The organism is Streptomyces sp. NPDC002536, from assembly GCF_053594995.1.
In genome coordinates, this window is the sequence record NZ_JBSFWU010000098.1 from 1 (window position 1) to 14704 (window position 14704).

The following is a 14704-nucleotide window of genomic DNA, read 5'->3' on the forward strand; positions in this document are numbered from 1 at the left end:
TGGTGCGTCGGCTGCAGGCCGTCGGTGGCCGGTCGCGCAGTTCCCCGCGCCCCTTCGGGGCGCTGCCGCACCGCGACACGGCGAAGCCGTGCCCGTACCCCGCCCGGCTGCGTCCGGCGTGGTCTTCTGTAGCAGGGGCTGCTGAGACAGGAGAGTCGCATGGGCGCTGACAGGATCGCGCTGGTGACGAGTGACGTCGGCGCCGAGCACGACGAGGACCTCCCCCTGCTCGTCGAGGCGCTCCGCGCCGACGGCTGCGCCGCGGAAGCGGTGCCCTGGGACGCGGACTCCGTGCGCTGGGACCGGTTCGACCTGGCGGTCATCCGCTCGACCTGGGACTACGTGGACCGCCTCGGCGAATTCCTGGCGTGGGCCGACGCGACGGCCCACGCCACCCGGCTGCGGAACCCGGCGCCCGTGGTGCGCTGGAACAGCGACAAGCACTACCTGCGCCACCTCGCCGAACGCGGGGTCCCGGTCGTCCCGACGCGATGGCTCGAACCCGGCCGGCCGTGCAGCGAGGCGGACGTCGACGCGGCCGGGGGAGTGGTGGTCAAACCCGTGGTCTCCCTGGGCGCACGCGACACCGCGCGCTACGAGCCCGACTGCCGTGCCGACGCCGTACGCCACGCCCGCATGCTCCTGGACCAGGGCCGCGCCGTGATGATCCAGCCGTACCTGCGCCGCGTGGAGGAAGGCGAACGCGCCCTGGCCTTCTTCTCCGGCACCTTCAGCCACGCGATCCGCAAACAGCCCCTCCTGAACGAACCGGGAGTGATCGACAACGACAGGGCACCCCACCCCGGTGTGACCCGTTACAAGCCGACCGAGACGGAGATCCGCACGGCGCTCCAGGCCCTGGCGGCGATTCCCGCACTGGACCCGCTGCTGTTCGCACGGGTGGACCTCGCACTGAACGAGGCCGGTGACCCGGTGGTCATGGAACTGGAGCTCATCGAGCCCAACTTGTTCCTCCGGCACGACCCGCAGGCCCTGGAGCGCTTCGTCGAGGCCGTACGGACGGAGCGCCGCCGCCCGTCATGACGGGCCGCAGCGCAGGGCGATCGGTTCGTGCACAGTGCACCCCCTTCGGGCCTCTACACGTCCCGACATCGGATCGATCAAGGCCGAAAGCCGTCCGGCGGAAACCGTAACCGTTGATACCGCTGTCATATCCCCGCTTGCATGGCCCTGCCCAAGACGCCTGTCCGGTCGGACAGGCTTCGGACGCGTTGCACTCCCTCGTCGGCGTGCGCGATTACGGCGGACCGTACGGCAACGCCTTCTGGGACGGCACCAAGGCGGTGTACGGCAGCGGCGACAGCGAGTACCGCCCGCTCTCCGCCGGCCTGGACGTCGTCGGCCACGAGATGACGCAGGGCGTCGTCGAGAACAGCGCGAACCTCGTCTACGCAGGCCAGTCCGGTGCCCTGGACGAGGCGATCGCCGACTACTTCGGCACCGCGCTCAAGGACGACACCTACAACATCCCCACGGACAGCCCCGACTCCGGCCTCGTGGGCGGCACGCTGTGCCGCACGAAGGCCCCGCGCGACTGCGCGCTCCGCGACCTGAACGACGGCAGGACCACCTCCGGATCCTTCGTCGGCGCGGGCTTCGGCACCGACAGCGGAGGCGTCCATCTCAACTCCACCATCTTCTCGGGCGCGTTGTGGGACATCCGCAAGGATCTGGACCGCACGCTCGCCGACAGGATCGTCTACAGGGCGCTCACCGCGTACATGACGCCCCTCGACGGCTTCACCGAGGGCCGCGACGCGGTCATCGCCGCCGCCAAGGACCTCAAGGTCCCGGACGACGACCTGAAGTCCGTCGAGCGCGCCTTCAACGCCCACGGCATCGTCCCGAACTGGGAACTGGCCGTGGGCGTGGACTCCGACCAGCTGCTCGGCAAGGTGAACACCATCGACACCGGCGTCGGCGCGGGCGGCGGCTGGTGGACCGCCTCCCGGTCCAACGACGACGGCAGCGAGGCCTACTCGGTCTGGGCCGGGCGCACCGACGGCTCCGGCGCGCCCAAGCTGATCAGCCCCAACGACGGCCGCTACCACGTCTCTCCGGTCACCGACGGCAAGACCGTGGTGTGGCAGGCGTACAAGGGCTGGAAGACGGAGATCCTCGCCCGGCCGCTCGCCGGGTGTACCTGCGGATGGGCGACACGGACCCGACGTACATCACGCCGGGCGGCGACGGCCCGGGACGCGGCCCGTCCACGTCCATGCCGTCCATCGCCGACGGCCGGATCGCCTTTGTCGACTGGCACCGCGAGAACCGCAAGTGGCGCACCGACATCGAGGTTCTGGACACCGCGACGGGGAAGCGGACGGTGCTGCAGCAGCTCACGCCCCAGGAGTCGGTCCACCAGACCGCCGTCACCGGCAAGTACGTCTTCTGGCTGACCAGGGACCACTGGCCCAGCGACCTGACCGCGGTGCGCCGCGTGAACCTCGACGGCTCCGGTGTCATCGACATCAGCCCGGGCAGCGGCAAGGACGCGCTGCAGGGCACCCGCCTGTCGGCCACCGAGGGCGCGGTGACCGTCACCGCGCGGACGGCCGACCCGCAGTACCGCAACGAGACGCTGTCCAAGCTCTGGCAGTTCTCCACCGACGGCTCACGCAGGGTGCGGGTCTCCTGCAACCGCGGTGAGCAACTGTCGGGTGCGGCCGACAGCGGCACCCGGGTGGTGTGGTTCGACGCCACGACCGGCTACACCGACCTCGTCACCCGTTCCCGCCCGGCCGGACGCTGCGGCTGACCGGTACGGCGCAGGCCCGGCCGCAGGGATGCGTGTCCCTGCGGCCGCGGCGTCGTTGAGGCAGGGCGGGGTTCAGATGTTCGGAAGGAGACCCGGATGAGTGAACAGCAGCCCGATGAAGTGGCCGAGGACCGTACGCTCCTGCTGTCGGCGACCGGCCCCGACGTCGCCCACCCCGGTGACGCCCTGCTCCTGCTCGCCGCACTGGCCGAGCAGAGCGACGACTTCCTGTCCGCCGCTCTGCAGGGCGAGCCGGTGCCGGAGGGCGAGCGCGCCGAGAACCACCGCCGCCGCGCGTACGTCTGGGTGCGCGTCGCCGAGCACCGGCCGGAGTTCGAGCCCGTCGCCGAGGCCGAGATCCGCGCGTGGCAGAAGGTCCGGGCCGACGAGGGAGAGGACGACAACCAGGACGACAGAGAGGACGAGGACGACAAGGCCACCGCCCCGACCGGCGGGTGATGCCCTGACACCGGCCGCCAGTACATTTGTCACGACGGCCGCCCCACATCCCTCCCTGCCGTCCGGAGCCCCGCATTCGGCAGGCTTGGGCCATGAACGTGCACACCATCGCCCTGTACACCTGTGCGGCCGCCGTGGTCATGCCCGGTGCCGAGGTCATCACGGCGCAGACGGGCCGGCGCCGGGTCGCTCCGCCCGAGCTGGTGCGCACGCTGTGGGGGCGTCCGGTGCCGTGGGCCGCCGCGGTACTGGTCGGGGTGATGGCGGTGATGGCCGCGGTGCAGACGGCCGTTCCCGGTGTCATGCCCCATCTGGAGCGCACGCCCGACGGACCGTGGTGGCGGGCGCTCACCGCGCTGCTGGTGCAGACCTCGGGCCCGGGCCAGCTCGCCTTCAACCTCGTCGCGGCCGCGGTCGTCGCCCCGGCCGCGCAGCGGCTGTTCGGCCCGGTCCGCATGCCGCTGCTCTTCGTGGTGAGCGGTGCCGCCGCACACGCGGTGAGCATGGCGGGCTGGAGCGTGCACGGCGGCGGCGACTCGGTCGGGCTGTGCGGCCTGGTCGGCGCCCTCGCGTGCTCGTACGTCCTGACCGGTGAACGCATGGCGCTGCGCCGGCTCTCGCTGCTGGTCCCGGCCGCGGGCGTGGTGCTGTGCGTCCTTCGGAACAACCACGGCATCGGTGTCCTGGCCGGCTCGCTCCTGGGTGCGGCCATCACCCTTGCAAACACCCGGAGTTGATGCTGGCGCAGCGCCCGACTCGCAGTGTCCGACTCACAGCGTCCGGCGCATGCAGGTCCGCGGCCACCGGTCCAGGCCGAGTGCCGCTTCGTGCCGGCGGATCCGCTCCAGGCCGGGGGTGAGTTCGCCGTCGTCCAGGGGCAGGAAACCCAGGCGCGCGTAGTAAGGGGCGTTCCACGGAACCCCGGTGAACGTGGTGAGGGTCAGCGCGGGCGCCCCCTCGCTCATGGCCCGGGCGGCCAGCACGTCCAGCAGGGACCGGCCGATACCGCGACGCGCACTGCCCGGATGCACCGACACCTGCTCCACATGGAGGTTGCCGTCGACGCGGTCCGCGATCAGATACGCGACCGGGACATCGGCGTCGTCGACCGCGACCCAGGCCAGGCCGGCGCGCTGGTGGCGGGCGAGTTCGCCGATCGAGGGAGGCTCGTCGTCGGCGATCTCGGGCATGCCGATCGTCCGGAAACACTGTCCGGCGGCTCTCTCGATGTCCTGGAGGACAGGCAGTTCGTCCAGGTGTGCTGCTCGGATATGCATGGATCCATTCTCCAAGTCCGGGTGGGGCGCCGTCCGCAGCGCATCCACGAGGTGCCTCAACCGGGCATTGCCGCGCACTGCCGCGCGGCATCCGTGAGGTGCAGGGCGCGTTTGGCGAGCCACAGGTCGTGACGGTCACTGGGGGCGCGGAGCAGGGAGCGTCCGAGGAGTTCCTCGACGCGGGTGAGACGTTTGCGGACCGCCGTGGTCGACAGCGACATCTCCGTGGCCGTGGGGGCGAGCCGGGCGTCGTTGCGCAGCCAGGTGTCCAGCGTGTGCCCGAGGCCGGTGGCGGGGGAGAGCGCCTCGACGGGGCGCAGCAGGTTGCGGGCCCACTCCACGGCGGCCGGCCGGGTCAGGAGGTCGTCGAGCGAGCGCGGCGCCGTGTCCCGGACGGTGCCGGGCTCCGAAGGGCGGGTGCGCGGGCCGGAGTCCGCGCGCAGGGCCAGCGCCAGGAGGGACTGGTCGGCGAGCCGGTCCAGGTCGAGGGACAGCAGGTCCTCCATGAGCCTCAGCCGGGCGGACAGGGTGTTCCGGTGGATCTTGAGGTAGGTGGTCGCCTGTGAGGAGAAAGCGAGCCAGGAGTTCGCTGTGACGGCGAGTTCGGCGCTGTCGGGGTCCTGGGGGCGCCGTGCGAAGTACGTGCGCAGGGGCGCCAGCACCTGCGCGGCCCACTCCCGCGCCGTCGGCCCGAGCACGAGGGCGGGATCGGGCCGGCAGGTGAACGTCGCCCATCGGTCCGTACGGCTGCGCGCCGTCACCAGGGCGTGGAAGGCCTGCGCGTAGCCGGTGGCCGCGTCGCGCAGGGGGACGGCCTCGCTCACGCCGACCGCGAAGTCGCCCGATGCCTCTGCAACGGCCGAGGCGAGCGCCCGGGCCTCCTCGGCACCTGCTCCGGGGGCCGACGGGGCCAGGACGAGCACGTGGTCCTCGTACACCGGACACGGTACGACCCAGGCGCCGGGCGCGAGTTCGGCACACCTGCGTGCCAACGCACTCCGCAGGCGGGGCGGGGCCTCGGCGACGAGGTACCGGATCATGTCGGGCAGCGCCGGCTCCAGGACGTCCGCGATCTGCCGTGCGGTGGCGACATGACCGTTCATCAGCAGGTGCAGCACTGCCTCCCGGTTGCGCACCTCGGCGAGTTCGAGGCGGCGCCACTGCCGTTCGGCCTGTTCCGACCTCCAGCACAGGTCCAGAGCCGATGCCACGTCGGAGAGCAGCAGCGCCAATCCGTCCGGCACCGGCCGGGGCGTGACGGCGGCGAGGGCGGGCGCGGAGTGTTTCCGCGCTCCGTTCAGAGAGACCAGGAGGGCCGTACTGCTCTCTCCGTCGAGGGCCAGAGACCCCAGGCCGCGGGAGTGCAGCTCCTCCGCTCCGCTCCGGGCGAGTTCGGTGTGGCCCGCTGCTCCGGTGCCGCCGTCCGCGGCCAGGACCGTGCCGTCGGTGGCGATCAGCAGTACGTGAACTCCGGTGCGCCCGGCGAGCCATCGCAGCAGGGACCGGGTGCCGCCCCTGCGGGCGGAGCGGTGCATGGCCAGCACGTCGTCGGCTCTGCGGCTGCGCGGGTCGGACAGGAATGTCTCGTGTGCCCGGACTTGCATATTACCCCCCAGTATATGTGGGCCGCAGACTACCCGTTCGGGCGGACACTGCGCATTCCGGCACCGGAGGTGCGATCCCACCGCGCAAGGAGGAACCGAGAGTGATCAGGGCATCACCGCGGATTCCGGAGCGCAAACCCCGTTCCCCTTCAGCGATATACGGGCCGGAGAAGAGGGGGAACGGAGGCGGAGAGGAGGCGGAGAGGAGCACCCTGCCCCGGTTTGATAGAAATGGCCGTCGGACGACAGACCGACGACCGACCACACGCCGGGTGCCGGAAAGGCGTTCGCGGCCGAGTGGGCCCGACTGCCCGAGGAGTACCCCGCGGTGAACGATGCCGCACACCGAAGCCCCCTGCCGTCCCACGAGCAGCAGCCGGCCGACGGCAGCGCCGTCACCGCGCCTGCACCCCGGTACGGCGGCGCGCCCGCACCGGCCACCACGTCCTCGGCCAGGATCGTCGGCATGGTCGTGGCCGCGCTCCTCGCCTTCGCCGCCGTCGTGGCCGTCGGCGTCTGGTGGTTGTGGCCCGCCCTGGGCGTGCGCCCGGGAGGGTGGCACCGTGGGGCGGAGGCCGGCAAGGGGTCGTGGAGCGTGCCCTACATGCCGACCGGCGCCGAGCACCCGCAGATGATCCGCGGCGTCTGGTTCACGGACAAGGCCGTCGTCAAGGCCCTGCCGGACGGCGTCCACGCCTACGAACCGGACAGCGGCAAGGAGTTGTGGACCACCCGCAACCCCGACGGCACCAGGCTCTGCCAGGCATCCACCGACTCCACCGGCGGCGTCGCCGTCTTCGCCCGTGGCAAGGGGGACATCTGCTCCACCTTCGCCGCCGTCGATCTGGCCTCCGGCAGGGTGCTCTGGGAGCACACCCTCGACGCCGACGACAAGGTCATCGGCGCGGGCGACAAGATCGCCCGCAGCGGTGACACCGTGGTCGTCTCGGCGGCCGGGCACCGCACCAGCGCATTGCGGGTCGGCGACGGCACCCTGCTGTGGAAGGAGACCGACGAACTCCTCGGCGGCAAGGACTGCCAGGGCACCCATGGCAACATCAGCATGGGCTACACCGGCGGCCACCGGCTCGTCCGCCTGCAGTCCTGCTGGAACGAGGCCCGCGACACCGTCTACGACGCCGTCGGCGTCGACCCCGCCACGGGACGCCCCCAGTGGGCCTACCGGCTCGGTGAACACGGCGGCGAAGCCAAGGTACTTGCCACCTCGCCGGTCGTCGTCAACGTGCCCGAGTCCCGCGACATGAAGCAGCTGCGCCCGGTGGTGCTCGACGACGACGGCCGGCTCCGCACCCGCCTCGCCGGCGGCTCCGACACCGACCGCGAACTGCTGACCACCGACGGCAGCCCTGCCGCCAACGTCCAGATCAAGGGCGACAAGATCTTCGTCGTGGCGCAGAGCAAGGAGACGGACGCGACCGACAACAACAAGCTGGTCGCCTGGTCGCTGACGAACGGACAGCGTCTGTGGGAGCAGCGGTCGCGCGGCTACCTGCAGGACTTCTACGCCGTCGCCTCGGACACCGACGACGTCCTGGCCTACATGGCGGGCAACATCCACGACCCTGCCCGGCTCGTGCGCTTCGATCCCGCAACAGGCCGTCAGACGCTGGTGCGCCGCTATGCGCCGACGCCCCGTACCGCATGGATCGGCTCCGACCCGCTGGCCCTGGTCAGCCACGGGCGGCTGTACCTCTCGGCGGGCTACGTCAGCGAGAAGCCGGGACAGGCCCCGAAAGCACGGCAGAAGGCACTGATCGCCCTGCCGGCTTCCTGACGACGGCAGCAGCAGGGCAGGGCTCGATGTGCATGCATGTGCGTGTGCATCGCGCCCTGCCGATGTCAGGTGCTGCGGTCCGCGAAGGGACCGCCGTTGCTGAACACCAGCCCGGCGAAGCGTTCACCGATGAGACGGTGGGTGGCGGCGTCCGGGTGGAGCCCGTCGGGCAGCGGCAGTTCGGCGGAGTCGCCCTGGCCGTAGAGTTCGCGGCCGTCGAGATAGTGCAGGTTCGGGTCGTCGGCCGCGCGCTGCTGCACGATGCGGGCCAGTTCGTCCCGGACGACGCCCAGGGTCAGCTTCCCGCTCGCGCGCTCCGCCGGATCACCCGCGGCCCGGAACTGCAGTCGTCCGGCGGCGAGGGCGGTGAAGTCCGGTGCGCTGGGCCCCGGGGTGTCCTCGTGGATGGGGCACAGGACGGGCGAGACGACCAGCAGCGGTGCGGTGGGGTGGCCATCACGGATGGTGTCGAGGAAGCCGTGGACGGCAGGGCCGAAGGCACGCAGGCGCATCAGGTCGGTGTTGACGAGATTGATGCCGATCTTGACGCTGATCAGGTCGGCCGGGGTGTCGCGCACGGTACGGGCGACGAACGGGTCGAGCAGCGCGCTGCCGCCCAGCCCCAGGTTGATCAGTTCCACGCCGCCGAGGGACGCGGCGCGTGCGGGCCAGATCGTCGTGGGGCTCGCGGCGTCGGAACCGTGGCTGATCGAACTGCCGTGGTGCAGCCACACCTTGCGGCCACGGTCCGGCGCGGGCCCGACGGGGGCGTCGGTGCGCAGGGCGACGAGTTCGGTGGTCTCGTTGTGCGGCAGCCAGATCTCGACGTCCTTGTCCCGGCCGGGCAGCCCGGTGAAACGGAGGGTGCCGACCGGTCCGGGCCGGCTCTCGGCGGTTCCGGTCGTCATGTCGATGGTCAGAGTGTTGCCGCCGGCCACGCCGCCCTGACCGGCCGGTCGGCCGTCGACGAGCAGGTCGTACACACCGTCCGGACGGGGCGGGGCGCCCGCGTAGACGCGCTTGGTGGGCAGCGTGTCCAGCTCGACGGCGGTGGCCCGGGTCCGGAGGACCAGCCGTATGCCGGAGGGCTGGGCCTCGGCCATGGCGAGCTGACCGTCGGTGCACTGGGCGCGGGCCCACGCGGGCAGCCGGTGCGGCAGCACCCCGTGCGCGGTGTGCTCCAACTCGAGGGCGCCGCGCAGGAGATCCGCGGTGATGGGCGTGGTGATCCAGTCGTGCTTGGTGGTGTTCATGCTCTCGTCTTGTCGATCAACGTTTACGGATGACGGAGCGGCGGGGCGCGCGGGGCGGTGCGTGATCGCGCCCCTTCGGGGCGCGGGGCTGTTTCGATGTGCGGCTCCGCCGCGTGGGCGCGATCAGCCACCGCTGGCCTGCAGCCGACGCAGCAGCTCAGGGGTCCGGGGCGAAGCCCCGAGAACCTCGACTGCGGGCGCGTCGTGGCTGGTCGCGCAGTTCCCCGCGCCCCTTCGGGGCGCCGTGGTGCCGCGCAACGAAGACCCGCCGGACACGCCCTAGGGTGCCGCAGGCCAGTTGCGCAGCAGGGCGTCGAGGGAGTCCAGGATCCGGGACCACGATTCCTGCGAGTCGGGGGCGCTGTGGCTGAACCCTCCGCCCGCCTCCAGGCTGACGTAGCCGTGGAAGACGCTGCCCAACAACCGGACCGCATGCGTCTGGTCGGGCTCCTCCAGGTCGTAGCCGCGCAGGATCGCCCGCATCATCCGCGCATGCCTGACGCCGGCGCTGGCGGCAGCCGTCTCCGGGTCGAGCCGGAGACGGGCCGCTGCGTAGCGGCCGGGATGCTCCCGGGCGTAGTCGCGGAGGACGTTCGCGAAGGCGGTCAGGGCGTCCTTGCCGGCCCGCCCGGCCATGGCGTCGGCGGCCCGGTCGGCGAGTTCCTCCAGTGCGAGCAGGGCGATCCGGGTCTTGAGATCCTGGGAGCTCTTCAGGTGCGAGTACAGGCTCGCGACCTTGACGTCGAACCGCCGGGCGAGCGCCGAGACGGTCACCTGCTCGAAGCCGACCTCGTCGGCCAGCTCCGCCCCCGCCCGGGTCAGGCGTTCCGTGGTCAGTCCTGCGCGCGCCATGGCTCTCCTCTTGGTCCTTCTGGGCCTCCTGCGGGCAGAAACGATTATGTGGGTGCCTAAAGCCTTTAGGCAAATCGCATCGAGTATGTGGAGGAGCGAGGCCGAGGGGCGGGTGCCGTCCGCCTCTCGGGCCGTCGGCCGTGCCGGCGGCGGCTCCCTCCGGCGTGCCGCCCTCAGCTGTTCCGGTTCAGGTACTGGAGGAAGGTGGACACGTATGTCCGATCGGCGGCTTGTGAGCAGGGAAATGTCGCCACGGCGGCATCGAGTTCCGATTGATGGAACTTCTGCCACTTGGGATTCTGGGCGGCCAGCGGCGCCAGTTGGTCCTGCGGCAGCACGTGGTCCCCACCCTGAACGCCGGCCATCACGGACGTGTATTCCTTGCGCAGGTCCGTGATGAGCGCGAGACGGGATTGCGCCGGATGCCCGACCGCCGCCGCACAGGATCTCCACGTCTCAAGTGCCGATCGGTAACGTCTGTCGTGCTGCACCTCACCGTCCACCCGAGCCCACTCGGAGTTCGCCTCCGGGATTCCGTATTCCTTCTCGGTTGTGCGCTGCGAGCTGTCCACGCACCCGGGGAGGGCCGCATCGTAAGCCTTGAGGGAAGCAGCTGAAAGGCTCTTCACGTAGCTCTTGGCTGCCGTGGCCTCAGGGGCGAAGTGGGGGAACACCGATATCCCGAACCCGTGTTTGCGCGCGTAGTCGAGGCTCGAAAAGTCTGATGCGTCCTCGACGTCAACCACGCTGTGCGGGTCCTTGGGCAGGTACTGGAAGCCGTGCGACTTCATGCATGCGGATGTCAGGGCCTCCGTGCGAGCGGCAACCTCGAGGTCGAATTTTCCCGACTCCGACTGGCCGGAAGCGCCTGCCAGGATCAGCACGAAACGGCGGGTGTTGGCCCTCGCCCGGGCCGTCCGGCCGTCGTCGGACGGGAAATACGCGAACCCCGCCGCGACCGTCGCGGCAATGATCACGGCCAGTGCGACCGCAAGGGTCTTGTGTCTGCCCAGCATCGTCCGGGCCTCCTCCTTCGGCCGGTGTGCCCCGGTGCGCTCCGAACCGGGGCGCACCAGGACTTGCGCTGCCTGCTCAGGCAACTGTCACCAGTTGCTCAGGTCGACGCCCACCTGGTCGAAACCCCGGTTGTAGGTGCCGTTGCTGGTGCAGTCGTAGTGCGAGGAGTTCGTACCGTGGCGCGCGACGATCGAGGACTCGTACCAGTTTCCTCCGCCGTTGCCCCGGAGGCAGTGGGCCATGTCCTTGCCGCCGTCCTGCCCGGATACCCAGACGAACGACTGCTGGTAGCGCTGGTAGCGACTGTCCCAATTGTTCGCCACGAACTGGTAGTTGCCGGTTCTTCCGTAGTCGTTGTACGGACCGGCTTGCGTGACGTTGCCGGTCTTGATCGTTGTCTGCGCCTCAGCGGTGCCCGTGGTGAGGCCGATCGTGGCGCAGCAACCTGCGACTGCCAGTGCGCCGAAGGTCTTCCAGTTGCGAGCCATGGCTGATGAGTGCTCCTTGTGTCGTTTCGTCGATCGGAAGTGGTGTGGCGGTGCGTGTGCGGCCGCGGGCACGGCGGAGTTCGTCGGCCGTGCCACCCTGCGACGAGCTTCAGGGGGCAACACGCTATGGACACACATCCGTCGGCCGTCCTAGGTTCGTCCTAGTGCGGGGTCAGCCAGGAGGAACGGCGCTCATCGTCACGTACCAGGGGGAGCATGAGATTCGGCTTACTGGGGCCGTTGCACGCAGAGATCGCCGGACGCACGGTCCCGTTGAACGGGCCGCGGCAGGCCAAGATGCTGGCAGCACTTCTGATCGACGCCAACAACATCGTCCCCATGGAACGGCTCGTCGCCGTGATGTGGGACACGAACGCGCCCGCCACCGCGGTCCGCCAGGTCCAGGACGCCGTCTCCGGGCTGCGCCGCAACCTCGTCGTCTGCGGAGCACCCGGCACCCTGATCAGCACGCGGCGCGGCGGCTACGAGATCCGCCTGGCTCAAGACCAGCTCGACCTGCTGGAGTTCGACCACCAGCGACACCTCGCCGAACAGCACACGACCCCGTTCGAGACAGCGGTCGCGCTGCGGCGGGCGCTCGCTTGCTGGCGCGGAAACGCCCTGGTCGACATTCCCGGCCAAGCCCTGGAGATCGATGCGGCACGGCTGAACGAGAAACGCGCGGCCACGCACAAACGGTGCCTGGCCATCGAACTCGACCTGGGGCGTCACCGAGAGGTCGTCGATGAACTGACCGCTCTGCTCCGCGAGCACCCCTACGACGAGCAGGTCGCCGAACACCTGATGGTCGCCCTCTACCGGTGTCGAAGACAGGGCGAGGCGCTGCAGGTGTACGAGCGGCTGCGCCGGACACTGGCCGACGAACTCGGCGTCGACCCCACCCCGCCGCTGCAGACGCTGCATCAGCGCATCCTGACCGCAGATCCCGCCCTGACGGCCACGATCCCGGCACATGGCCCCTCGGCCATGCCACCGGAGAGCCCTGCCCCGGCGGCCCCCGGGCCGGCAATGGCGATGCCGGTGCGTCAACTGCCGCTCGATGTCCCCGACTTCGTGGGCCGGGCCGACGCGCTGGCCGAGGTCGCCCGATTGCTCGACGTGTCGGTGTCGAACCGGGCTCCGGTGGCCGTCGTCGTGGGCGGTCCAGGTGTCGGCAAGTCCTGTCTGGTGACGCACGCCGCGCGGCTGACGAGCGCACTCTTCCCCGACGGCCAGCTCTACCTCGACCTCGCCGGGACATCGGACGAGCCGCGGGACCCGGCGCTGATGCTGGCCGAGGTGCTGCGTGCACTGTCGATCGCCGGCAGCGCGATCCCGAACGGGCTGTCCGAACGGGCCGCGCTCTACCGGTCGTTGCTGGCGGACCGCCGGATGCTGGTGGTGCTGGACGATGCCGGCCGCGCCGATCAAGTGCTGCCGTTGCTGCCCGGGGCCGACGGCTGTGCCGTGCTGATCACCAGCCGCACTCTGCTGACGCAACTTCCCGGCGCCCGGCACATCGACCTGGACGTGCTGGACCCGGCAGAGGCGCGGGAGTTGTTCACGGGCATCATCGGGCGACGGCGGGTCGAGCGGGAACCGGCGGAGGCCGGCGCGATCCTCGACTGCTGCGGCAACCTGCCGCTGGCGATCCGGATCGCCAGCGCCAAGCTCACCGGCCGCCCGGCCTGGTCGCTGCGGGTGCTGCGGGAACGGATCGAGGACGAGTCCCGGCGGCTGGCCGAGCTGAGGATCGGGGATCTCAGCGTGCGCGCCAGCGTCGATCTGAGCCTGCGGCTGCTGCCGGCCGCCGCGGTGCGCGCGCTGAGTCTGCTGGGTCTGCTCGGCGCCTGCACCCTGCCCGGCTGGGTGGTCGGCCCGCTGCTGGACCGCTCGGACGGCGAAGAAGTGCTGGACACCCTCGTCGACGCCAGTCTGGTGCGGCTGACCGCCACCGACGCCCTCGGCGAGCCGCGCTATCGACTGCACGACCTGATCAGGACCTGTGCCATGGAGATCGCTGCACCGCTGCCGACGGCGGACAAGCGGGACGCGATCGTCCGGGTGCTCTCCGTCTGGCTCGATCTGGTCAGGCGCGGCACCGACCGGCTGCCGGGCGGGCTGCTGGCCGCTGCGCCCGGTTCGGCACCGCGCCGATCGCTGCCCGATGCGGTCGTGGACCGGCTCATGGCCGATCCGTTCGGCTGGTTCGACACGGAACGCGACAACCTGCTCGGCGCCGTGAAACTGGCCGTGGACTGGGGCCTGGACGAGCTGGCCTGGGAGCTGGCGGCCGGCACGGCGACCTACTACGACCACCGGTGTCTGTATCAGGACTGGCAGCACGGGCACCGACTCGCGTTGGACGCGGCCGAAGCCGCCGGCAACGCGCGCGGGGCATCGGTGCTGCTGCGCGGACTTGGCCAGCTGCACATCTACCAGGACGAATTCGACCGGGCCACCCGCGCCCTGGAGTCCTCCATCGAACTGTGCCGGGACGGTGGGGACAAGCTCGGCGAGGCGTTGTCGGTGGCGACGCTCAGTACGGTCAGCCGGGTGCAGGGCCGTGACGACGAAGCACTCGAACGTGTGGAGCAAGCGCTGGCCATCGCGGTCGGTGAAGGCGACCGGCGCATCGAAGCACAGCTGTCCTGCTCCATGGCCGTGATGCGACTCATGCAGGGTCAACTCGAAGAGGCGGACTCCTGGTTCACCGAAGCCTTGCGCCTGGCCAGGGAGCTTGATGACGAGCACCGCGTGGCCGTCGTGCTGCGGCGGTTCAGCCGGTTGCACGACCGGCGCGGTGATCCGGACGAGGCGCTGCGCTGCCTGGGGCAGGCGCTGGCCACCTTCGAGAAACTGGCCGACGAGCGGTGCGCCGCGTACACGCTGCTGGAAGTCGGCCGCGTGCACGCGGGTCAGGACGACCGGGACCGGGCGGGCCCGGCGTTGGAGCGCGCGGCGGGCCTGTTCAACCGGCACGGCGACCGTCAGGACGAGGCCACATGCTGGCAACTGATCGGCGACCTGGACGCCGCCGCCGGCCTCCATCACATGGCGCGCCAACACCGAAGCCGGGCGCTGCGGTTGTGGCAGATGATCGGCGAAATGAATCAGACGAATGCTCCAGCGCGGCCATCGTCGCCGTGAAGGGCGGGCGTCGTCCTCCGTGCTGCCGTC

At 70.8% G+C, this 14704-nt stretch carries 13 protein-coding genes; 7 read left to right on the forward strand and 6 right to left on the reverse strand.

From position 1 onward, the window contains the following. Positions 1–159 precede the first annotated feature (159 nt). From ACWD4B_RS28080 to ACWD4B_RS28100, 5 genes are all read left to right on the forward strand, one after another. Positions 160–1044 (forward strand): ATP-grasp domain-containing protein, encoded by an 885-nt coding sequence (locus tag ACWD4B_RS28080; protein ID WP_451423377.1) that lies wholly within the window; start codon positions 160–162, stop codon positions 1042–1044. Positions 1045–1250: 206 nt separating this feature from the next. Next, complete coding sequence (locus ACWD4B_RS28085) at positions 1251–2420, forward strand: M4 family metallopeptidase (protein WP_451423378.1); 1170 nt, start codon at positions 1251–1253, stop codon at positions 2418–2420. After that, a complete protein-coding gene (locus tag ACWD4B_RS28090; RefSeq protein WP_451423379.1) occupies positions 2348–2779 on the forward strand; it encodes a hypothetical protein in 432 nt (143 codons plus the stop codon). The genes ACWD4B_RS28085 and ACWD4B_RS28090 overlap by 73 nt, the downstream gene beginning before the upstream one ends. 96 nt (positions 2780–2875) lie before the next feature. Then, the gene (locus ACWD4B_RS28095; RefSeq protein ID WP_451423380.1) at positions 2876–3238 is read left to right on the forward strand and encodes a hypothetical protein; all 363 of its coding nucleotides are present in this window, start codon (positions 2876–2878) and stop codon (positions 3236–3238) included. 92 nt (positions 3239–3330) lie between these two features. Beyond that, complete coding sequence (locus tag ACWD4B_RS28100) at positions 3331–3975, forward strand: rhomboid family intramembrane serine protease (protein WP_451423381.1); 645 nt, start codon at positions 3331–3333, stop codon at positions 3973–3975. Positions 3976–4008: 33 nt separating this feature from the next. Here the strand turns inward: ACWD4B_RS28100 and ACWD4B_RS28105 are convergent, their stop codons facing one another. Both ACWD4B_RS28105 and ACWD4B_RS28110 read right to left on the reverse strand, forming a co-directional pair. Then, positions 4009–4515 (reverse strand): GNAT family N-acetyltransferase, encoded by a 507-nt coding sequence (locus ACWD4B_RS28105; protein ID WP_451423382.1) that lies wholly within the window; start codon positions 4513–4515, stop codon positions 4009–4011. Between the two features lie 56 nt (positions 4516–4571). Next, positions 4572–6119, reverse strand: coding sequence for a helix-turn-helix domain-containing protein (locus ACWD4B_RS28110; RefSeq protein ID WP_451423383.1), 1548 nt, complete (start codon positions 6117–6119; stop codon positions 4572–4574). Between the two features lie 328 nt (positions 6120–6447). On the opposite strand from ACWD4B_RS28110, the gene ACWD4B_RS28115 reads away from it, so the two are divergent. Next, positions 6448–7914: an outer membrane protein assembly factor BamB family protein gene (locus tag ACWD4B_RS28115; RefSeq protein ID WP_451423384.1), complete on the forward strand. Its 1467-nt coding sequence runs from the start codon at positions 6448–6450 to the stop codon at positions 7912–7914. Positions 7915–7979: 65 nt separating this feature from the next. Here ACWD4B_RS28115 and ACWD4B_RS28120 read toward each other — a convergent pair whose 3' ends face one another. From ACWD4B_RS28120 to ACWD4B_RS28135, 4 genes are all read right to left on the reverse strand, one after another. Beyond that, positions 7980–9167, reverse strand: a complete 1188-nt coding sequence (locus ACWD4B_RS28120; protein ID WP_451423385.1) for a GDSL-type esterase/lipase family protein — start codon at positions 9165–9167, stop codon at positions 7980–7982. Between the two features lie 279 nt (positions 9168–9446). Further along, the gene (locus ACWD4B_RS28125) at positions 9447–10019 is read right to left on the reverse strand and encodes a TetR/AcrR family transcriptional regulator (protein ID WP_336412040.1); all 573 of its coding nucleotides are present in this window, start codon (positions 10017–10019) and stop codon (positions 9447–9449) included. Between the two features lie 173 nt (positions 10020–10192). Continuing rightward, positions 10193–11035 carry a hypothetical protein gene (locus ACWD4B_RS28130; RefSeq protein ID WP_451423386.1) on the reverse strand — a complete coding sequence of 281 codons (843 nt, stop codon included), beginning with the start codon at positions 11033–11035 and terminating at the stop codon, positions 10193–10195. An 87-nt stretch (positions 11036–11122) separates the two neighbouring features. After that, on the reverse strand, positions 11123–11524 hold the full coding sequence (locus ACWD4B_RS28135; protein WP_451423387.1) for a hypothetical protein: 402 nt from the start codon (positions 11522–11524) through the stop codon (positions 11123–11125). A gap of 216 nt (positions 11525–11740) precedes the next feature. On the opposite strand from ACWD4B_RS28135, the gene ACWD4B_RS28140 reads away from it, so the two are divergent. Continuing rightward, complete coding sequence (locus ACWD4B_RS28140) at positions 11741–14674, forward strand: BTAD domain-containing putative transcriptional regulator (protein WP_451423388.1); 2934 nt, start codon at positions 11741–11743, stop codon at positions 14672–14674. The last annotated feature ends 30 nt before the right edge of the window (positions 14675–14704 follow it).